17 protein-coding genes are annotated in these 20108 nt (G+C 70.4%); 10 read left to right on the top strand and 7 right to left on the bottom strand.

The genetic code is table 11. From position 1 onward, the window contains the following. Positions 1-6: 6 nt before the first annotated feature. Positions 7-432, bottom strand: a complete 426-nt coding sequence (locus J5X86_RS25200) for a Rieske (2Fe-2S) protein (protein WP_208519012.1) — start codon at positions 430-432, stop codon at positions 7-9. 228 nt (positions 433-660) lie between these two features. On the opposite strand from J5X86_RS25200, the gene J5X86_RS25195 reads away from it, so the two are divergent. Both J5X86_RS25195 and J5X86_RS25190 read left to right on the top strand, forming a co-directional pair. Continuing rightward, positions 661-1731 (top strand): LacI family DNA-binding transcriptional regulator, encoded by a 1071-nt coding sequence (locus J5X86_RS25195; protein ID WP_208519011.1) that lies wholly within the window; start codon positions 661-663, stop codon positions 1729-1731. After that, positions 1728-2678, top strand: coding sequence for a carbohydrate kinase (locus J5X86_RS25190; RefSeq protein ID WP_078640822.1), 951 nt, complete (start codon positions 1728-1730; stop codon positions 2676-2678). Before J5X86_RS25195 ends, J5X86_RS25190 begins: the two co-directional genes overlap by 4 nt. A 76-nt stretch (positions 2679-2754) precedes the next feature. Here J5X86_RS25190 and uvrA read toward each other — a convergent pair whose 3' ends face one another. After that, positions 2755-5772, bottom strand: a complete 3018-nt coding sequence (gene uvrA, locus J5X86_RS25185) for an excinuclease ABC subunit UvrA (RefSeq protein WP_208519010.1) — start codon at positions 5770-5772, stop codon at positions 2755-2757. A gap of 229 nt (positions 5773-6001) precedes the next feature. Between uvrA and J5X86_RS25180 the strand changes: the two genes are divergently transcribed. The 3 genes from J5X86_RS25180 to J5X86_RS25170 all read left to right on the top strand — a co-directional run bounded on the left by J5X86_RS25180 (position 6002) and on the right by J5X86_RS25170 (position 8834). After that, on the top strand, positions 6002-6733 hold the full coding sequence (locus J5X86_RS25180) for a maleylpyruvate isomerase family mycothiol-dependent enzyme (protein WP_208519009.1): 732 nt from the start codon (positions 6002-6004) through the stop codon (positions 6731-6733). 4 nt (positions 6734-6737) lie between these two features. After that, the gene (locus J5X86_RS25175; RefSeq protein ID WP_078640824.1) at positions 6738-7394 is read left to right on the top strand and encodes an MBL fold metallo-hydrolase; all 657 of its coding nucleotides are present in this window, start codon (positions 6738-6740) and stop codon (positions 7392-7394) included. A 129-nt stretch (positions 7395-7523) separates the two neighbouring features. Continuing rightward, a complete protein-coding gene (locus J5X86_RS25170) occupies positions 7524-8834 on the top strand; it encodes an MFS transporter (RefSeq protein WP_208519109.1) in 1311 nt (436 codons plus the stop codon). Between the two features lie 90 nt (positions 8835-8924). Here J5X86_RS25170 and J5X86_RS25165 read toward each other — a convergent pair whose 3' ends face one another. The 4 genes from J5X86_RS25165 to uvrB form a co-directional block, all read right to left on the bottom strand. Continuing rightward, positions 8925-9929: a TerC family protein gene (locus tag J5X86_RS25165; RefSeq protein WP_208519008.1), complete on the bottom strand. Its 1005-nt coding sequence runs from the start codon at positions 9927-9929 to the stop codon at positions 8925-8927. 222 nt (positions 9930-10151) lie between these two features. Further along, a complete protein-coding gene (locus tag J5X86_RS25160; RefSeq protein WP_208519007.1) occupies positions 10152-12149 on the bottom strand; it encodes a TerD family protein in 1998 nt (665 codons plus the stop codon). Positions 12150-12319: 170 nt separating this feature from the next. Continuing rightward, positions 12320-12898, bottom strand: a complete 579-nt coding sequence (locus J5X86_RS25155; protein WP_078640828.1) for a TerD family protein — start codon at positions 12896-12898, stop codon at positions 12320-12322. 195 nt (positions 12899-13093) lie between these two features. Next, on the bottom strand, positions 13094-15232 hold the full coding sequence (uvrB, locus tag J5X86_RS25150; RefSeq protein WP_208519006.1) for an excinuclease ABC subunit UvrB: 2139 nt from the start codon (positions 15230-15232) through the stop codon (positions 13094-13096). Positions 15233-15446: 214 nt separating this feature from the next. Here uvrB and J5X86_RS25145 point away from each other — a divergent pair, with 214 nt between their 5' ends. The 4 genes from J5X86_RS25145 to J5X86_RS25130 all read left to right on the top strand — a co-directional run bounded on the left by J5X86_RS25145 (position 15447) and on the right by J5X86_RS25130 (position 18725). Then, entirely contained in the window at positions 15447-16331 is an 885-nt protein-coding gene (locus J5X86_RS25145; protein ID WP_208519005.1) for a glycerophosphodiester phosphodiesterase family protein, read from the top strand. 75 nt (positions 16332-16406) lie between these two features. Then, positions 16407-17042 (top strand): methylated-DNA--[protein]-cysteine S-methyltransferase, encoded by a 636-nt coding sequence (locus J5X86_RS25140; protein WP_374229290.1) that lies wholly within the window; start codon positions 16407-16409, stop codon positions 17040-17042. Positions 17043-17378: 336 nt separating this feature from the next. Next, entirely contained in the window at positions 17379-18032 is a 654-nt protein-coding gene (locus tag J5X86_RS25135; protein WP_208519004.1) for a DUF4360 domain-containing protein, read from the top strand. A 30-nt stretch (positions 18033-18062) separates the two neighbouring features. Further along, the gene (locus J5X86_RS25130; RefSeq protein WP_078640833.1) at positions 18063-18725 is read left to right on the top strand and encodes a DUF4360 domain-containing protein; all 663 of its coding nucleotides are present in this window, start codon (positions 18063-18065) and stop codon (positions 18723-18725) included. Positions 18726-18782: 57 nt separating this feature from the next. On the opposite strand, the gene J5X86_RS25125 is transcribed toward J5X86_RS25130, so the two are convergent. Further along, positions 18783-19430: a uridine kinase gene (locus J5X86_RS25125; RefSeq protein ID WP_208519003.1), complete on the bottom strand. Its 648-nt coding sequence runs from the start codon at positions 19428-19430 to the stop codon at positions 18783-18785. A 79-nt stretch (positions 19431-19509) separates the two neighbouring features. Between J5X86_RS25125 and J5X86_RS25120 the strand changes: the two genes are divergently transcribed. Further along, positions 19510-20052: a DUF1697 domain-containing protein gene (locus tag J5X86_RS25120; protein WP_208519002.1), complete on the top strand. Its 543-nt coding sequence runs from the start codon at positions 19510-19512 to the stop codon at positions 20050-20052. The last annotated feature ends 56 nt before the right edge of the window (positions 20053-20108 follow it).

Here is a 20108-nt window from a genome sequence, read left to right as displayed (position 1 = left end):
GTCCGCTCAGGCGTCGGGGCCCGCCACGAGCCGTCCGCCCTTCGCGGTGACCGGGATCGACGGCAGCGGCTTCTCCGCGGGTCCCTGGAGGACCTTGCCGGTGCGGGCGTCGAACTGGCTGCCGTGGCAGGGGCAATTGATCTTGCCGTCCTCGACGCTGTCGACGACGCACCCGGCGTGGGTGCACACCGCGCTGAACGCTGTGAACTCGCCCTTGGCGGGCTGAGCGACCACCACCCGCTGCTCACGGTAGATCTTGGCGCCGCCGACCGGGACGACACCGGCCGAGCCGAGCTCGACGGGGGCGGTGGGCGTCGAGGACGTCTTCTGGCCCGAACCGTCCGGGGAGCAGGCCGCCGCCCCGAGCCCGGCGGCTCCGGCCAGCGCGGCGCAGCACAGCAGGGTTCGGCGGGAGGCGGGCTGGCTGGACATACGGCTCCTGGGGGGGTGTGAGGGGCCCTCCGACCATACCGGCACAGATCCCTCCACTCGCAGCCGCCTCCCAGGGACGGCGTAAGCGCTTGCGCAAACGTTTACGTCCGACCGTGGATGCGATACGTTACGTGCCCCCGGGGTCCGGTGGCCCCATGAATCCGGTGGCCCCCATCGGCCCGGTGACCCCGACAACCCGACGACCCTCGACGCGGAGGACCGCAGCGGATGGCAACCATGGTCGACGTCGCCCGGCGTGCCGGGGTGTCCGTGGCCACCGTCTCGCATGTGCTCAACGAGACCCGGCCGGTCCGTCCGGACACCCGTAAGGCCGTGCTGGACGCCATCGACGACCTCGGGTACATCCCCAATACGCTGGCGCGCTCCCTGGTGACCGCGCGCACCCGCTCGATCGGGCTGGCCGTCTCGGCGATCAGCAATCCGTACTTCACCGAGATCCTCCAGGGCGTCGAGTCCAGCGCCCTGGAGCAGGGGTACGGGCTGCTGATCGCCGATCCGCATGACGACCCCGAACATGAGCGCAAGGTCGTCCGGCTGCTCCATGAGCGGCGGGTGGACGGCGTGATCGTCGCCCCGTCGGCCGAGCCCGCCGGGCTGTTGGACTATCTGGCCCGCCGTAAGATCCCCGCCGTCTTCCTCGACCGGCTGGTCGGCGACGCCCATGACCAGGTGTGCGCCGAGAACGCCCGCCCTGTCGAACAGCTGGTCCACCACCTCGCCGGCCTCGGCCACACCCGCATCGGACTGGTCGCGGGACTGCCGGGGCTGAGCACCACCACCGAGCGGATCGCGGGCTACCGTGCCGGGCTGGAGCGGCAGGGGCTGCCGTTCCGCCCCGGGCTGCTGGCCGAGGGCCACTCCGAGGCACGGGGCGCGCAGGACGCCGTCCACCGGCTGCTGGCCTCCCCCGAGCCGCCCACCGCCATCATCACCGCGAACAACGCGATGACCATCGGCGCGCTGCGCGCCCTGCGGACGGCGGGCCGGAGCGTGCCGGACGATCTCGCGCTCGTCTGCTTCGACGACTTCTCCTGGGCGGATGTCTTCTCCCCCGGGCTCACCGCGATCTCCCAGCCCAGCCGGGAGGTCGGCGCCACCGCCGTCCGGCTGCTGCTCGACCGGCTGGAGAACCCTGGGCTGCCGCCGCGCACCGTCCGGCTGCCCTGCGCCTTCGTCCACCGCACCTCCTGCGGCTGTGCGGCCGAAGCCCCCGACCGACCGCTCGACCGACCGCTCCCCGGAACCCCCGGACTCCCCGGAAAGGACCCCGTCTCGTGATCGTCGTCGCCGGAGAAGCCCTGATCGACCTCGTGCCCGAGCGCACGTCGAGCGCCGCGGCGGGCGACCGGCTGCCCGCGCTGCGCCCGGCGCGCGGCGGCGGCCCGTACAACACCGCGCTGGCGCTGGGGCGGCTCGGCTCGCCCACCGCGTTCTGCTCTCGGGTCTCCACGGACGGCTTCGGGGAGGCGCTGCTGGAGGGGTTGCGGAAGGACGGCGTGGACACCGCGCTGGTGCAACGCGGCCAGGAGCCCACGACCCTCGCCGTCGCCTCCATCGGGGCCGATGGCTCGGCCGGATACGGCTTCTATGTGCAGGGCACCGCGGACCGGCTCTTCACCCTGCCACCGTCCCTTCCCGAGGGGGTGCGCGCGCTGTCGCTGGGCACCTGCTCGCTGGTGCTGGAGCCGGGCGCGAGCGCGTATGAGGAGCTGCTGCGGCGCGAGGCCGCGCGTGGCGTCTTCACCACGCTGGACCCCAATATCCGCACCGGCCTGATCCCCGACGCCGACGCCTACCGGGCCCGTTTCCAGGGCTGGCTGCCCCATGTCGGCCTGCTGAAGCTGTCCATAGAGGACGCGCGGTGGCTGGCCGACTCGGAGGATGCGGACGCTGTGGAGACGGCCGTGGGCCAGTGGCTGGCGGCCGGCCCGGCGGCCGTGGTGCTCACCCATGGCGGGGAGGGGCTGAGCGTACGGCGCCAGGACGGCTCCGTGCTCTCGGTGCCGGGCGAGCGGGTGGACATCGTGGACACCATCGGGGCGGGCGACACCGTGAACGCCGCCCTGCTGCACCGGCTGGCGGGGCACCAGGCGCTGTCGGCGCCCGCGCTGGCCAAGCTGGACGAGGCGGCCTGGCTCGATGTGCTGGGCTTCGCCGCCCGCGCCGCCGCGATCACCTGCTCCCGAGCGGGCGCGGAGCCGCCCTACGCCTCCGAGCTGGTCTGACCCACCCCGCGCACGCGAACGCCGCGCCCGGTCGATCCGGGCGCGGCGCGGCGTATGGCAAGCGCGGGGGCCGGGGCTACTTCGCGGCCGTCCGCTTGGAGGCGGCCGTGGTCTTGGCCGCCGCCTTCTTGGCCACGGTCTTCTTCGCCGCGGTCTTCTTGGCCGCCGTGCTCTTGGCCGCGGCCTTCTTGGCGGGCGCCTTCTTGGCGGCCGCTCCGCCGTTGCGCGCGGCGGGCACCGTCGCGTCGCTCACCCAGTCGCCCAGCATGTCGCGCAGGAACTTCCCGGTGTGGCTGGCCGGGACGGAGGCCACTTCCTCCGGGGTGCCCTCGGCGATCACCAGACCGCCGCCGCTGCCGCCCTCGGGGCCCATGTCCACGACCCAGTCCGCCGTCTTGATCACATCGAGGTTGTGCTCGATGACGATCACGGTGTTGCCCTTGTCGACCAGACCGGAGAGCACGCTGATCAGCTTGCTGATGTCCTCGAAGTGCAGACCGGTGGTCGGCTCGTCCAGGACGTACACCGTGCGGCCGGTGGACCGCTTCTGCAGCTCGCTCGCCAGCTTGACGCGCTGGGCCTCACCGCCGGACAGGGTCGGCGCGGGCTGCCCGAGCCGGACATAGCCCAGCCCGACCTCGTTGAGGGTGCGCAGATGGCGGGCGATGGTGGGCACCGCCTCGAAGAAGTCCAGGGCCTCCTCGATGGGCATGTCCAGCACCTCGGCGATGGACTTGCCCTTGTAGTGCACCTCCAGGGTCTCCCGGTTGTAGCGCGCGCCGTGGCAGACCTCGCACGGCACATACACATCCGGCAGGAAGTTCATCTCGATCTTGATGGTGCCGTCACCGGAGCAGTTCTCGCAGCGGCCGCCCTTGACGTTGAAGGAGAACCGCCCGGGCTGGTACCCGCGGACCTTGGCCTCCATCGTCTCCGCGAACAGCTTGCGCACATGGTCGAAGACGCCGGTGTACGTCGCCGGGTTGGACCGCGGGGTGCGGCCGATGGGCGACTGGTCGACATGGACCACCTTGTCGACGAGATCGTCGCCGGCGACCCGGGTGTGCCGCCCCGGAACCGCCCGCGCACCGTTCAGCTCGCGGGCCAGATGGGTGTAGAGGATGTCGTTGACCAGCGTGGACTTACCCGATCCGGAGACACCGGTGACGGCGGTGAGCACCCCCAGCGGGAAGGACACATCGATGTCCTGGAGGTTGTTCTCCCGGGCGCCGTGGACCGTCAGATGCCGCTTGGGGTCCACGGCCCGGCGCGCCGACGGCAGCGGGATGGCCTTCTTGCCGGACAGATAGTGCCCGGTCACCGAGTCCTCGTTGACCAGCAGCTCGCTCAGCGGCCCGCTGTGCACCACCTTGCCGCCGTGCTCACCCGCGCCCGGGCCGATGTCCACCACCCAGTCCGAGGTCTTGATGGTGTCCTCGTCGTGCTCCACGACGATCAGGGTGTTGCCGAGGTCGCGCAGCCGCACCAGCGTCTCGATCAGCCGGTGGTTGTCGCGCTGGTGCAGGCCGATGGACGGCTCGTCCAGCACGTACAGCACACCGACCAGACCGGAGCCGATCTGGGTGGCCAGCCGGATGCGCTGGGCCTCACCGCCGGAGAGGGTGCCCGCGGCGCGGTTGAGCGAGAGGTAGTCCAGACCGACGTCGACCAGGAACCTCAGCCGCTCGTTGACCTCCTTGAGGACGCGCTCGGCGATGGTCTTCTCGCGCGGACTCAGCTCCATGGCGCGCAGGAACTCGGCGCATTCACTGATCGACATCGCCGAGACATCCGCGATGGACTTGTCCTGCACGGTGACCGCGAGAACGATCGGCTTGAGGCGGGTGCCCTCACAGGTGGGGCAGGGCACCTCACGCATATAGCCCTCGAACCGCTCCCGGCTGGCGTCGCTCTCCGCCTCCGAGTGGCGCCGCTTCACAAAGGGCACCGCGCCCTCGAAGGCCGTGGTGTACGCCCGCTGGCGGCCGTAGCGATTGCGGTAGCGGACCTCGATCTGGGTCCGGTGGCCGTTGAGCAGCGCCTTCTTGGCACGCTGCGGCAGCCCGGCCCAGGGGATGTCCGTACGGAAGCCGAGCGCGTCGGCGAGCGCGCCGACCAGCCGCCCGAAGTAGTCCTTGGTGTGGCCGTGGGACCAGGGGTGGATGGCGCCCTCGTCGAGCGACTTCTCCTCGTCCGGGATGATCAGCTCGGGGTCGACCTCCATCCGGGTGCCGATGCCGGTGCAGTCCGGGCAGGCACCGAAGGGCGAGTTGAAGGAGAAGGTGCGCGGCTCCAGCTCCTCGAAGGACAGGTCGTCGTACGGGCAGTACAGATGCTCGGAGAACATCCGCTCCCGCTGCGGGTCGTCCTCGTCGAGGTCGACGAAGTCGAGGATCACCATGCCGCCGGAGAGGCCGAGCGCGGTCTCCACCGAGTCCGTCAGCCGGCGCTTGGCGCTGTCCTTGACGGTCAGGCGGTCGATGACCACCTCGATGGTGTGCTTCTCCTGCTTCTTCAGCTTCGGCGGGTCGGAGAGCTGGATCGTGGCGCCGTCCACCCGGGCGCGGCTGTAGCCCTTGGTCTGGAGATCGGAGAAGAGGTCGATGAACTCCCCCTTGCGCTCGCGCACCAGCGGGGAGAGCACCTGGAAGCGACTGCCCTCGGGGAGCTCCAGCACCCGGTCCACGATCGCCTGCGGCGACTGGCGGGCGATCGGACGGCCGCACTCGGGGCAGTGCGGCTTGCCGATGCGGGCGAACAGCAGCCGGAGGTAGTCATAGACCTCGGTGATGGTGCCGACGGTCGAGCGCGGATTCCGCGAGGTCGACTTCTGGTCGATCGACACCGCGGGGGACAGGCCCTCGATGAAATCCACATCGGGCTTGTCCATCTGCCCCAGGAACTGGCGGGCGTAGGAGGAGAGCGACTCGACGTAGCGGCGCTGCCCCTCGGCGAAGATCGTGTCGAACGCGAGGGACGACTTGCCCGACCCGGACAGCCCGGTGAAGACGATGAGCGAGTCGCGAGGAAGGTCGAGTGAGACGTTCTTGAGGTTGTGCTCGCGAGCGCCACGAACGATGAGACGGTCGGCCACGCCGGTCGGCACCTTTCTTGAGAGAGACGGGGTGCGCCGAGCCCGCTCGCGGGGCGGCCCTGCCGGACGGAGCAGAGGCGGAGCGGAGCGAAACCCCCAACCCAGGGTATGGGGGCACGACGACGATGTCTTAAGGATGCAGCACACCGAGCCTATAGCACGCACATTCGATTTGCGGGCGACGGGAGCCGACTTCACCCGATCGTGTGGTGCGGACTACGGTCGGGTCATGACCGACTACGTCAGGGACGCCCTCGCCGTCCAGGAGGCGACGGATCGGCTGCTGACCGCCGTCGCCGCCCTCGACGACGCGTCCCTCGTGAGCCCCTCGGAGCTCCCCGGCTGGACCCGCGGCCATGTCCTGGCCCACCTGGCCCGCAACGCGGACGCCCTGGTGAACCTGCTCACCTGGGCCCGGACCGGCCAGGAGACCCCGATGTACGCCGACGCGCAGACGCGCGACGCCGAGATCCGGCGCGACGCCGCCCGGCCGCTCGCCGTCCATCTGGACGACCTGCGCACCAGCGCCACCCGCTTCGACGCGGCGGCCACCGCACTGCCCCCGGAGCGCCTGCCGTACGAGGTGACCCTGCGCGGCGGGGTCCGGGAGCCGGCGGGCGGGCTGCCACTGCGCCGCCTCGCCGAGGTCGAGCTGCATCATGTCGATCTCGGTATCGGCTACACCGTGGCGGATCTGCCCGCCACCTTCGTCGAGCGCCAGCTCACCGTGCTCATCCGTACAAGGTTCGCCGGGCGCCCGGATATTCCCCCGCTGCGGCTGGCCACCGGGCCCGGTGACGGGGACGTCCGGCACACCGGCCGCCCCGCCGTCCCCGGGGAGTCCCCGGTCACCGTCGCCGGCTCCCCCGCCGCCCTGCTGGGCTGGCTCACCGGCCGTACGGACGGCTCCGCCCTCTCCTGCCCGAACGGCTCCTTGCCCGTCCTCCCCGCACTAGGCTGAGGCCATGACCTACAGCGGAGTAGTGACGGTCGGTGGACCGGCGGACGTGCACGAACTGCCCGATCTGATGATCTCGAAGGTCGCGGTCGGCCCCATGAACAACAACGCGTATCTGCTGCGCTGCCGGGCCACCGACGAGCAGCTCCTGATCGACGCCGCCGCCGAGCCGCACACCCTGCTCTCCCTGATCGGCGAGAGCGGCATCGCCTCCGTCGTCACCACCCACCGCCACCAGGACCACTGGAGCGCGCTGCGCGAGGTGGTGGACGCCACCGGCGCCCGCACCTACGCGGGCCAGTACGACGCCGAGGGCATCCCGGTGCCGACCGATGTGCCGGTCGCGGACGGCGACACGGTGCGGGTCGGCCGGGTCGAGCTGACCGCGCGCCATCTGGTCGGCCACACGCCCGGCAGCATCGCCCTGGTCTACAACGACCCGCACGGCCATCCGCATGTGTTCACCGGCGACTGCCTGTTCCCGGGCGGCGTCGGCAACACATGGAAGGACTCCAAGGCGTTCGAGAGCCTGATCAACGACGTCGAGACCAAGCTCTTCGACCGGCTTCCGGACGAGACCTGGGTCTACCCCGGCCACGGCGACGACACCACGCTCGGCGCCGAGCGCCCGCACCTCGGGGAGTGGCGCGAGCGCGGCTGGTAGCGGCGCCGGTGGCGCGCGGCTCACAGCGGCGCGCTCACGGCCCCAGAGCGCCGCGCACCTCCGTACGCCCCGTGACCCCTGGCTGGCCATGGCGGTTGTCGCGTCATGCACCATGACCGCTCTCCGTCCATGGCCCGCCTCGCCGCCGCGTCCCTGGCCGGCACCGCGATCGAGTTCTACGACTTCTTCGTCTACGGCACGGCCGCCGCGCTCGTCCTCGGCCCGCTGTTCTTCCCCACCTTCTCGCCGCTGGCAGGCACCCTCGCCGCTTTCGGCACCTTCGCCGTCGGCTTCGTCTCCCGGCCCCTGGGCTCGATGCTCTTCGGGCCCATCGGCGACCGCCACGGGCGCCGGCCGGTGCTCATCGCCTCCCTGCTGCTCACCGGCGTCGCGACCGTCGCCGTGGGCTTCGTCCCGACCTACGACTCGATCGGCATCGCCGCCCCCGTCCTGCTGCTCGTGCTGCGCTTTCTGCAGGGGCTGGGGCTCGGCGGCGAATGGGGCGGCGCGGTGCTGCTGACCGCCGAGCACGCGCCCGCGGAGCGGCGCGGGCTGTGGTCGGGCTTTCCGCAGGTCGGCCCGGCCGTCGGCTTTCTGCTGGCCAACGGCACGATGCTGGCGCTGTCGGCCACCCTGAGCGATGCCGAGTTCCGGTCCTGGGGGTGGCGGGTGCCGTTCTGGGGCGCGGGGCTGCTGGCGGGCGCCGGGCTGCTGCTGCGGGCCCAGCTGACCGAGTCCCCGCGGTTCCAGGAGCTGGCCGAGCAGGGCGACCGGGCCGCCGCGCCGCTGGCCGAGGTGGTGCGCGGCCACTGGCGGCTGGTCCTACTGACCGCGGGCGGGCTCGCGGTGGGCTATGCCGTCTTCTACGCGGTCACGACCTGGTCCCTGGCGTACGGCACGGAGCGGCTCGGTGTCGCGCGCACCACGCTGCTGGGCTGCATCATGGCAGCCGTGGCGGTCATGGGCGCCCTGACGCCTCTGGCGGCCCATCTCGGCGACCGCTTCGGGCGGCGGCCGCTGTGTCTGGTGGGCTGCGTGGCCACCGTGGCGTGGATGTTTCCGCTGGTCGCGCTGTTGCGCACCGGTGAGCCGCCGCTGATGTTCCTCGGCATCCTGGGCGCGCTGCTCGCCTTCATCACCATGTTCGCCGTGACCTCGGCCTATCTGCCCGAGCTGTTCGAGGCGCGGGTGCGCTGCACGGGAGCGGCGCTCGGCTACAACCTCGCGGGCGTCCTGGGCGGGGCGCTCACGCCGATCGTCGCGACGGCGATGTCCCACGGCGACGGGCCGCCCTGGGGCGTCGCCGCGTATCTGACCGCCGCCGCGCTGCTGAGCCTGGGCTGCTTCGTCCTGCTGCCGGAGACACGGCCGACGGCCGACCGTCCGGATGGTGGACGATCGGCCGTACGGCCTCTGGAGGCCGGGGAGGCGGCTGTGTGAGCCGTCTCCCGGATCCGGGACGCGGACAGTCGCCGCACGCCTTCTGACGCCGTCGGGCGTGTCAGGGCGGTGACGCCGCGGAAGACACCGTCAGACGTCGACGCTGTCCTTGTCCCGGGCCCGGCCCTCCCCGTTCCCCGCCTCCGCCAGGGCCTGTTTCTTCGAGGCGTAGAGACTGGTGACCGTCGTGACGGCGAGCACCGCGCAGATGACGCCGAGCGAGACGGGGATGCTGATCTCCGGGACATGCACCCCGGCCTCGTGCAGCGCGTGCAGCACCAGCTTGACGCCGATGAAGCCGAGGATGATCGACAGCCCGTACGAGAGGTGGACCAGCTTCTTGAGCAGGCCACCGATCAGGAAGTACAGCTGTCGCAGGCCCATCAGCGCGAAGGCGTTGGCGGTGAAGACGATGTACGGGTCCTGGGTGAGGCCGAAGATCGCGGGTATCGAGTCCAGCGCGAACAGGACGTCCGTGGTGCCGATCGCCAGCATGACGATCAGCATCGGGGTCATCAGCCGCTTGCCGTTCTCCATGATGAACAGCTTGGTGCCGTGGTACTGGTCGGTGGACGGGAACCGCTTCTCGACCGCCTTGAGCAGCCGGTTCTCCTCGAACTCCTCTTCCTCCTCATCGGCCCGCGCCTCCTGGACGAGCTTCCAGGCCGTCCAGATGAGGAAGGCACCGAAGATGAAGAAGACCCACGAGAAGGTCGAGACGATCGCGGCGCCGGCGGCGATGAAGACCGCGCGCAGCACGAGGGCGATGAGCACGCCCACCATGAGCACACGCTGCTGGTAGATCGTCGGCACGGAGAACTTCGCCATGATCAGGACGAAGACGAAGAGGTTGTCGACGCTCAGCGACTTCTCGGTGATGAAGCCCGCGAAGAACTCACCGGAGGGCTGGCCGCCCGCGAAGACCAGCAGCCCGAGCCCGAAGAGCGCGGCGAGAGCGACCCAGACGGCCGTCCAGATCCCGGCCTCCTTGATGGAGACCTCATGCGGTTTGCGGCCGCCTATGAAGAAGTCGGCGGCGATGAGGGCGCAGAGGCCGACGATCGTCAGCCCCCACATGGTCACGGAAACGTCCACAGTTCCTCCGGCATTCGTACGGCAATCTCAGCGTCGTCGCTGCCGGAGGTCTCTTCCGCCCATGGACCGCGCCACGGACCGGCGCCCCGGGATTCCGTCCGGCCTCCTGGGGCCGGACGGAATCCGTGGTGACGGGAACACCGCTACAGGAGTACTCCCCTCCGCGTATACGAGGGTACAGGAATCCCCATGGAAGAGTAAAGAGATGGGCAAAAGACCAGGTCAGTTGCCATATGACGGACGGGCCCTGGCAGCCTTCAGAGCCTTCGCGGCCCGGCCCGCCTCCCCCAGGACCTGGTCCAGCACCCGGCTGCCCCGCGGCACCATCGACGGCTCGTACGTCCACGCATGGCCCACCCAGGGGTCGGCGAGGTGGTCGTCGGCGACCGGCGTGAGCCGCAGCAGCGACCGCCACAGCGGGTCCAGCACCGGACCGTAGGCCCGCGCGTCCTCGCGGTCGGCGACCATCATCAGATGCACGCCCACGGCGGGCCCCTCGTCCGCCAGATAGCGCAGCTGGGTGACGGCCCGGTCGTCGAAACCGTGCGGGAAGTCGTGGACGATCAGCAGCTGCTCGGCGGTGTCCAGATCGGGCGGCAGCGCGTCCGTGGCGCCGCTGCGGACCGCCATCTGCACCAGGTCGACGCGGCGGGTCAGGGCGGCCAGCACCGAGGAGACCCCCTGGGCTCCGGCCGCCGGCGGCTCGGCCAGCGCACCCGACCCCACCAGCGGGGCGAACGAGCCCGCGGCCGAACCCGCCGGGTCGATCACCTGCACCGCGATCTCCCCCGCCGGATAGACGGCCAGCAGCCGCGCGGCGATGGCGACCGCCGCGTCCGCGGCCAGCCTGCGCAGCTCACCGGAGTCGGCCGGCCCCTCGTCGAACCCGCCCGAACGCCCGGCGTCGATCCACAGCCCCCGCTCCAGCGGCAGCCGCACCAGCATGGGGATGCGCAGACCGGTGCGCTCCGGGAGGTGCAGATCGCCCACACGCAGGGCCATCGGGATCTCCATCGGCACCTGGTACGCCTGCCACACCGGGCTGTCCCAGCGGGCGTAGGCGGGCGGCAGTGCGGGCTCCACCACCTCGGCCTCGGCGGTGAGCTGTGCCAGATCGCGGTCGAGGGCGGCGCGGGCCTGCTCGACGAGGTCGGCGTGCTTGGCGCGCGCCTCGGCGCGGGCGGAGTCGGCGGCCGGGCCCACCCGGGAGCGCGGGTCGGAGAGCACCCGGTCCAGCTCCTGCTCCATCCGGGACTCGGCGAAGTCCACGGCGCTGCGGTAGGCCGCGGCCGTCCGGGCCAGGTCCTCGAACATCCCCCAGACCTGGTTGTAGAGCCGCTCGTCCATGGTCCAGCCGGAGGCGTCGCCCGCGACCGGCTGGGCGGGCTGTCCGGGTGCGGCGGGCGGCGCGGCGGGCGCGGGCGTGGGCGGCGCGGCCGTACGGCGGCCCGGGTGCTCGTAGTTGACCGGCCCTCCGGGGGCGGGCGCGCCCTGTGGCTGCTGCGAAGGGGTCTGCGGCTGGGCGGGGGCCGGGTCGGCGCCGCCACCCGCAGGCACCGGATCGCCACCGCCGCTCGCAGGTGCCGGGGCGGCGCCGCCGCCCGTGGCGGCCGTGCGCACCCGGCCGTCGCCCTCGGAGCGGGGCGGGGGCTGGGCGACCGAGCGGGCCATGCCCCGCGCCACCGCCTCGTTGATCCGCGCCGCGAGGTCGGCGGCCTCCGCCAGCCCCTGGTCGTGCAGCATGGCGGCCAGCCCACCCGCGTACCCCTGGCCGACGGCGCGCACCTTCCAGGCGCCCTGCCTGCGGTAGAGCTCCAGGGCGGTCACCGCGGACTCCGAGTCCAGATCGGTGATGGTGTAGCCGGCGATCTCAGTGCCGTCGAGGCCGGTGACGGCGACGAACGGCGCGGCCATGACGCCGAACCGGGCCGGGCCGCCGACGCCGGCCGGCAGCGCGAGCAGCACGGTGACCCGGTGGATGTGGCCGGGCATCGCGTCGAGGTCGACGGCGAGCCGGTGGTCGGCCGCCGCCTGTTTGGGCACCTCTATCCCGGCCAGTTGGGGCGAGGCGGGATGCGCGACCCATTCCGCGCCATGCACCGTGCCCCGCTCATCGCCGAGTGTCGCCCCGGCCACGATCGGATTGCCCGCAGAGATCCGGATCTCCAAACGGGTCTGGGGCAGGGGGTGGTTCTGCCCTCGGACCAGCTCGGCCGTCATGGCTGCGTCCCCTCGTTGTATTCCGCTGATGCCGTAGGTGTGCGGTGAGCGCGTCGGCCCGGCGAGCTGTGCTCCACCGGGCCGACGCGCTCATCTGGGCGGTTCGCCTCCGGGGCGGATCCGCTGATCGACTTGTCCGCCGCTCGTCCGAGCGGCGGTGACAGGCCCTTTTACAGATGCGGCACGATGTGCGGCATCAGGTCCTGGAAGGTGCGCCCGTTGGCCGGCTCGCCGACCGCCTTCATCTGCCAGGCGCTGCCCGCGCGCTGGACCGTGGCCATGATCTGGGCGGTGTACTGACCGCCACCGGTGAGGGTGTAGCGGGCGAGCTCCTGCCCGTTGGTCTCGTCCACCAGCCGGCAGAACGCGTTCTGCACCTCGGCGAAGGTCTGGCCGGTGAAGGAGTTCACCGTGAAGACGATCTGGTCGATGTGGACGGGCACCCGCTGCAGATCGACCAGGATCGCCTCGTCGTCGCCGCCCTGCCCGGCCCCGCCCACGAGATTGTCACCGGTGTGGCGGACCGAGCCGTCATCGCTGACCAGGTGGCGGAAGAAGACGACATCGGTCGGCTGCTTGTCGGCGAAGAGCACGGCCGACGCATCGAGGTCGATCTCCCTCGTACGGGAGCCGAACAGTCCGCGGCGGGGCGCCGCCTGCCAGCCCAGCCCCATCCGCACTGCGGTCAGGGCGCCCCCGTCGGCCTTCTGCAGGCTGATGGCCTGTCCCTTGGACATGTTGACCGTCACGCGCTGTCCCTACTCTCGTCTCTCGATTCCCCGTGGCCGCCGCGGGTGTGCGGCCGTGGCCGCGCCGTATGCACGGCCCTCCGAAAACCCTATGCACTGCCGCCAGGGCTCCGGCCGGACGAGCGGGCTTTTGTGTCGGTCTTGCAACACAGCGAAGCTGCGGGCGCCCCGGCGCAGGCCCGGGGCGCCCGGCTGTCAGGAGACTCCCGCCTCCCTCATCTGCCGCAGCTCCTTCTTCAACTCCGAGACCTCGTCGCGCAGTCGCGCCGCCACCTCGAACTGGAGCTCCGCCGCCGCGGCCCGCATGCGGTCGGTCATCTCCTCGATCTGCTCGGCGAGCTCGGCCGCGGGCCGGTCGGTCAGCACTTCTTCCTTGGCCTTGCCCTTGGCGGCCTTACCGCCCTTGGCCGCCTTGCCGCCGGCCGCCGGCACGGGCGTCTTCGCGTCCTTGCCGTCCTTCACCTTGCGGTAGCCGGTGCCGAGCAGCTGCTCCGTGTCGACGTCCTCGCGGGCGATCTGGGCCACGATGTCGTTGATCTTCTTGCGCAGCGGCTGCGGATCGATCTTGTTCGCCTTGTTGTACGCGATCTGCTTGTCGCGGCGGCGGTTGGTCTCGTCGATGGCCTTCGCCATCGCCGGGGTGACCTTGTCGGCGTACATATGCACCTGGCCCGACACGTTACGAGCGGCACGGCCGATGGTCTGGATCAGCGAGGTGCCCGAGCGCAGGAAGCCCTCCTTGTCGGCATCGAGGATGGCGACCAGGGAGACCTCCGGAAGGTCGAGGCCCTCCCGCAGCAGGTTGATGCCCACCAGCACGTCGAACTCACCGGCGCGCAGCTCGCGCAGCAGCTCGACCCGGCGCAGGGTGTCCACATCGCTGTGCAGATAGCGCACCTGGATGCCCAGCTCGAGCATGTAGTCGGTCAGGTCCTCGGCCATCTTCTTGGTGAGGGTGGTGACCAGGACGCGCTCGTCCTTCTCGGTGCGGGTGCGGATCTCGTGGATGAGATCGTCGATCTGGCCCTCGGTCGGCTTGACGACGACCTCGGGGTCGATCAGGCCGGTCGGGCGGATGATCTGCTCCACGAAGCCATCGCCCCGGGAGAGCTCGAACGGGCCCGGGGTCGCGGAGAGATAGACCGTCTGGCCGACCCGCTTCAGGAACTCCTCCCACTTCAGCGGGCGGTTGTCGAGCGCGGAGGGCAGCCGGAAGCCGTGCTCGATCAGGGTCCGCTTACGGGAGGCGTCGCCCTCGTACATCGCGCCGATCTGCGGCACCGTGACATGCGACTCGTCGATGACCAGGAGGAAGTCCTCCGGGAAGTAGTCCAGCAGGGTGTGCGGCGGGGAGCCGGACTCACGGCCGTCGATGTGCAGCGAGTAGTTCTCGATGCCCGAGCAGGTGCCGATCTGGCGCATCATCTCGATGTCGTAGGTGGTGCGCATCCGCAGCCGCTGGGCCTCCAGCAGCTTGCCCTGCTTCTCCATCCGGGCCAGGGTCTCCGTGAGCTCGGCCTCGATCCCGGCGATGGCCTTCTCCATGCGCTCGGGCCCGGCCACATAGTGGCTGGCCGGGAAGACATAGAGCTCCCGGTCCTCGCTGATCACCTCACCGGTGAGCGGGTGGAGCGTGGAGAGCGCCTCGATCTCGTCGCCGAACATCTCGATGCGGACCGCGAGCTCCTCGTAGACCGGGAAGATCTCGATGGTGTCGCCGCGGACCCGGAAGGTGCCCCGGGTGAAGGCCATGTCATTACGGGCGTACTGGATATCGACAAAGCGACGCAGCAGTTGATCGCGGTCGATCTCCTCGCCGACCTTGAGCGGCACCATGCGGTCCACGTACTCCTGCGGCGTACCGAGGCCGTAGATACAGGAGACGGATGCCACCACGATCACGTCACGCCGGGTGAGCAGCGAATTCGTGGCCGAGTGGCGCAACCGCTCCACCTCCTCGTTGATCGAGGAGTCCTTCTCGATATAGGTGTCCGACTGCGGGACGTACGCCTCGGGCTGGTAGTAGTCGTAGTACGAGACGAAGTACTCGACCGCGTTGTTCGGCAGCAGCTCGCGGAACTCATTGGCCAGCTGGGCGGCGAGTGTCTTGTTCGGAGCCATGACCAGCGTGGGCCGCTGCAGTTTCTCGATCATCCACGCGGTGGTCGCGGACTTACCGGTGCCGGTCGCGCCGAGCAGCACGACATCCTTCTCACCCCCGCGCACGCGCCGTTCGAGGTCGGCGATGGCGGTGGGCTGGTCACCGCTGGGCTGATAGGGGCTGACGACCTCGAAGGGCGCCACCTTGCGTTCGAGCTGAGTTACGGGCCGCATGAGACCAACCGTACGACTCGCCACTGACAACGGCGGGGCGTTCCCGCGCGCCGCCCGCCGCAGACCCTCTGGCCGAATTTAGATGATCATGTGCCTGATGTCGCCCGTGGCATGAATTTTACGTCCATCCGATATCTATCCTCCGCTACCGCGCATCTGGGACCCTCTGCCCGTCCATGAGTCAGACGAGAGTCAGACGACGCGAGGAGTCCGTATGCAGATCCGCCCGGCCGCCGCGTTAACCGGCGCGCTCATCGGGATGTCCGCGCTCTTCCTCCCCACGGCCACGGCGACGGCCCAGGCCACCGGCCAGACGCACCACCACACGGTCACCGTGGCCCATCGCGGCGCCTCCGCCTACGCCCCCGAGAACACCCTGGCCGCCGTCGACGCCGCCGACGACCTGGGCATCGACTGGGTGGAGAACGACGTCCAGCGCACCAGGGACGGCGAGCTGATCGTGATGCACGACACCACGCTGAACCGGACCACCGACGTCGAGCAGGTCTTCCCGGACCGGGCGCCCTGGAACATCTCCGACTTCACCCTCGACGAGATCGAGAAGCTGGACGCCGGAAGCTGGTTCGGCGCCGAGTTCCAGGGCGAGACGGTGCCGACCCTGGAGGAGTACATGGACCGGGTTTCGGACAACCACCAAAAGCTCCTGCTGGAGCTCAAGGCTCCTGAGCTCTATCCGGGGATCGAACGCCAGACGCTGCGGGAGCTGCGAAGAGAGGGCTGGCTGGACCACCGGCACAAGCGCCGGCTGATCATCCAGAGCTTCAGCGCCGACTCCGTGCGGTCGGTCCACCGGCTGCGACCGGACCTCAAGACCGGCTTCCTGGGCACCCCGGCCGTCGCCGACCTGCCGGAGTACGCCGAGTTCTCCGACCAGATCAACCCCAGCTACAAGACCATCGACGCCGGCTACGTGGCCGCGGTGCGGTCGGTGGACGGGGCGCACGGCAAGCCGCTGGAGGTCTACACCTGGACCGTCAACGACGGCCCGTCGGCGGTCTCGGTCGCGGGCATGGGCGTGAACGGCATCATCACCAACAAGCCCGATGTGATCCGGGACGCCCTCGACGACGCCTCGTAACCCACGGCTCCCGGACGAGTCGCCCCGCCGGCCGACCGGCGGGGCGCTGTCGGTGGTGGGTTCTACGCTGAGGGCGTGACGATCGCAGAGCGGCAGACACAGCGGGACCCGCACGAGGGGCCGGAGCGGCGGGACGCGCGCGCCTGGGCCTGGGCGGTCCCCGCCACGCCCATCGGCCCGCTGCTGCTCGCGGCCACGGACGAGGGGCTGGTCCAGGTGGTCTTCCACGCGGAGGAGAAGACGGCGGCCGAGGCCGTCGCCAGGCTTACGCGCCGCCTCGGCGCCGAGCCCACGCCCATGCCGTCCGCGGGCTCCGGCACCGCGGCCACCCCGGTGGCGCCTCGCTGCGCCGAGCATCTCGCCGAGGCGATCCGGCAGGTGGAGAGCTATTTCGCCGAGGACACCAAGGCGTTCACCCTCTCCCTGGACTGGTCCCTGACCACCGGCTTCAACCGCCGGGTGCTGCGCGAGCTGGCCGCCCATGTCCCCTACGGCACGGTCGTCGGCTATCAGGACCTCGCCGACCGGGTGGGCGAGCCGGGCGCGGCCCGCGCCGTCGGCATGGCCATGGGCAGCAATCCACTGCCGGTCGTGGTCCCCTGCCACCGGGTGGTCGAGAGCGACGGCGGCATCGGCGGCTTCGGCGGCGGGCTGGAGACCAAGCGCTCCCTGCTGGCACTGGAAGGCGTTCTTCCGCAACCGCTCTTCTGAATCGTTCTTCCCGGCCGGGACGGAAATATCTTGTTCCGGAATTCCTCGGCCGTCTTGTGGCGCTTGCCTATCACCCCTATCTTAAGAGCGCCCATCGCCCTGGCTTTCCGTCACCCGCCGGGCATGGGGCTCTCATTGCGTTCGGCCGTACGAACCGTACCGCGCGATAACGCTCTTCCCCGCTCTTCTGCTCTTCCGCTCTTCCCCGTTCCACCGATCTTCCGCTCCACCCGCTCCCGCGGTTCCCCCTGCCCTGCCCCCGCACGCCCTGTTCTTCCCGCTCCTTGGAAATTCACCGCTCAACTACGTCCCCACAAGTGATCGAATTGGAGAGCCATGTCCGGTGTTCTGCTCGCGGGCGGCGCAGCCGCGGCGCTATTCGCCTCGGCCCTTTCCACCCAAGGTGTTTCCTCGGCTCCTGATGGGCCGCCGGAAAAGATCCAGATAAGCGTCAAGACGGTGAACGGCTCGGGCTGCCCCAAGGGCACCGCCGCCGTGGCTGCCGCCGCCGACAACTCCGCCTTCACCGTGACCTACAGCGACTATCTCGCCCAGGTGGGCCCCGACTCGGATCCGACCGACATCCGTAAGAACTGCCAGCTCAGCCTCGGCGTGCATGTGCCGCAGGGATTCACGTACGCCATCGCCCAGGTCGACTACCGGGGTTATGGCTACCTCGAAAAGGGCGCCAAGGGCACCGAGAAGGCGAGCTACTACTTCCAGGGCTCGGCGGACACCGCGTCACGGACCCATGAATTCAGCGGCCCGTACAACGACAACTGGCAGACCACCGACAGCACCGACTACAGCGCCCTGGTGTGGGCCCCCTGCGGCCAGGACCGCAACTTCAACGTCAACACCGAGCTGCGGGTCAGCGCCGGCACCTCCTCCGCGGGCAGCACCAGCTTCATGGCCATGGACTCGACGGACGGCGGCGTCAGCACCATTTACCACCTCGCCTGGAAGGAATGCCCCTCCGCCGTCCAGTAGCACGGTAAATCCACCATCGAATGGAGAATCATGCCCGGTGTTCTGTACGCAGGCGGCGTGGTCGCGGCGTTATTCGCCTCGACGCTCACTTCCCAGGCATATGCGCAACCCCCGTTCGACACCGTGCCACCCGACAAGATCGTGATCACGGTCGCGACCGTGAATGGATCGGGCTGCCCGGCGGGCACCGCGGCGATCGCCGTCTCCCCCGACAACACGGCCTTCACCGTGACCTACAGCGAGTATCTCGCCCAGGTGGGCGTGGGATCCAAGCCGACGGACTTCAGAAAGAACTGTCAGCTGAGCCTGGTCACGCATGTGCCACAGGGCTTCTCCTACGCCATCGCCAGTGTCGACTACCGTGGTTTCGCCCATCTGGAAAAGGGCGCGTCCGCCACCCAGAAAGCCTCGTACTACTTCCAGGGGCAGTCGCAGACCTCGTCCAACACGCATGAGTTCGCCGGTTCCTACGACGACAACTGGCAGGTCACCGACACGGCCGATATCGCGACCGTGGTGTGGTCGCCCTGCGGTGAACTCCGCAACTTCAATATCAACACCGAGTTGCGGGCCAACGCCGGAACGTCCAACACCAAGGAAACGACCAGCTTCATCGCGATGGACTCGACCGACGGCGATGTGAGCACCACCTATCACTTCGCCTGGAAGGAATGCCCGTCGGCCAAGAAGTGACCTTTCGCGCACCACCCCGGACATGACGTCCTGCGCACCGCCCCGAGACGTACCCGGTTACGGCTCGGGGCGGTGCCAGGCCGGATGCCGGGGGTCGTCCATCCGCACCACCACATCCGCCGCCTCACCGGGACCCACCTCGTCCTCGTAGCGCGCGAAGGCCGGCAGCGTCCAGTGGTCGTCCTCCTCCGTGCGGCGGGCGAGGGCGGCCGGGGACAGCCGCAGATGCACCGACAGATCGAACGGGAACCAGTGCCCCAGCAGCAGAGCGCCGTGCAGCAGCAGCACCCCGCCCCGCGGAAGTTCGGCGTACGGGCTGCGTGTGGCCCGGTCGGTCACCGGATCCCACAGGTCGGGCAGCACCCGCCCGGTGCCGCCCGCCCCCGGGTCCAGCGGATCGAAGACCTCGCGCCACAGGGCGCCGGTGTCCAGCCAGCGGTCGTAGTACGCGTCGGGGTCCCGCTTCCCGTACTCGTAGCGGAGCGAGGCGGGCCGCCAGAACCCCGCCGACCCGACCACCAGCACCGGACGCCCCCGGATCCGCAGCGCCTCCGACAGATCCCGCGCCAGCTCGGCGGTGGGCGCCGCCGGAGGCCCGTCGACGGCCACCCTCAGCCAGGGGCCGCCGTCCGCCGCCGTCAGCCCGGCGATGCGGTCGGCGGTCGCGTCGGTCAGCCGTTCCCAGGTGATCGCTTCGAGCCGCACGCCCCCATCATGCCGTGGGCCCCACGCCATGGGCCGCGGGGGCCCGGCTCCCCGGCTCAGGGAGAGGTACCCTCCGGCCATGGCATTTCAGATAGCGCTGCTCCGCGGCATCAATGTGGGCGGGAACAGGAAGTTCCCCATGGCCCGGCAGCGTGAGCTGATGGCCGAGCTGGGCTTCGAGGACGTCACCGTCCACCTCCAGACCGGCAATATCGTCTTCGCCGACCCCGGCACCCCGCCCGAGCGGACGGCCCGCACCCTCGAGGACGGCTTCGCCGCCGACCTCGGCTTTCCCGTGCCCGTCATGGTCCGTACGCGCGATGAGCTGGCCGCGGCGATCGAGGCCAACCCCTATCCGGAGGCCGCGGCCGAGCCCAAGACCCTACATGTGGTCTTCCTGGCGGACGTGCCCACGGACACGGCCATGCTGGACGCGGTGGATCCGGCCACCTACGCCCCGGACGAGTTCCGCCTCATCGGCCGCGAGATCTTCCTGCGCTGCCCGGACGGGGTCGGCCGCTCCAAGCTGGCGGCGAAGGTCACCAACGCCCGGCTCGGCGTGCCGGCCACCGCCCGCAACTGGAACACGGTCACCAAGCTGCTGGCGCTGGCCGACGCCTGAGACGTCTCCTCGGCGAGAGGCACGTCCCGCAACGGCCGAGGCGCGTTCCCCAGCGT

It is taken from the genome of Streptomyces sp. NEAU-YJ-81, assembly GCF_017592595.1.
In the GTDB taxonomy this organism is placed as follows: domain Bacteria; phylum Actinomycetota; class Actinomycetes; order Streptomycetales; family Streptomycetaceae; genus Streptomyces; species Streptomyces hygroscopicus_B.
This window is presented reverse-complemented; position numbering and strand designations above follow the sequence as displayed.

Excerpts from the sequence above, each read along its gene's own strand:
- J5X86_RS25200 (WP_208519012.1), bottom strand. The coding sequence starts at position 432 with ATGTCCAGCCAGCCCGCCTCCCGCCGAACCCTGCTGTGCTGCGCCGCG.
- J5X86_RS25195 (WP_208519011.1), top strand. The coding sequence starts at position 661 with ATGGCAACCATGGTCGACGTCGCCCGGCGTGCCGGGGTGTCCGTGGCC.
- J5X86_RS25180 (WP_208519009.1), top strand. The coding sequence starts at position 6,002 with ATGACCGACTACGTCAGGGACGCCCTCGCCGTCCAGGAGGCGACGGAT.
- J5X86_RS25175 (WP_078640824.1), top strand. The coding sequence starts at position 6,738 with ATGACCTACAGCGGAGTAGTGACGGTCGGTGGACCGGCGGACGTGCAC.
- J5X86_RS25170 (WP_208519109.1), top strand. The coding sequence starts at position 7,524 with ATGGCCCGCCTCGCCGCCGCGTCCCTGGCCGGCACCGCGATCGAGTTC.
- J5X86_RS25160 (WP_208519007.1), bottom strand. The coding sequence starts at position 12,149 with ATGACGGCCGAGCTGGTCCGAGGGCAGAACCACCCCCTGCCCCAGACC.
- uvrB (WP_208519006.1), bottom strand. The coding sequence starts at position 15,232 with ATGCGGCCCGTAACTCAGCTCGAACGCAAGGTGGCGCCCTTCGAGGTC.
- J5X86_RS25145 (WP_208519005.1), top strand. The coding sequence starts at position 15,447 with ATGCAGATCCGCCCGGCCGCCGCGTTAACCGGCGCGCTCATCGGGATG.
- J5X86_RS25135 (WP_208519004.1), top strand. The coding sequence starts at position 17,379 with ATGTCCGGTGTTCTGCTCGCGGGCGGCGCAGCCGCGGCGCTATTCGCC.
- J5X86_RS25130 (WP_078640833.1), top strand. The coding sequence starts at position 18,063 with ATGCCCGGTGTTCTGTACGCAGGCGGCGTGGTCGCGGCGTTATTCGCC.
- J5X86_RS25120 (WP_208519002.1), top strand. The coding sequence starts at position 19,510 with ATGGCATTTCAGATAGCGCTGCTCCGCGGCATCAATGTGGGCGGGAAC.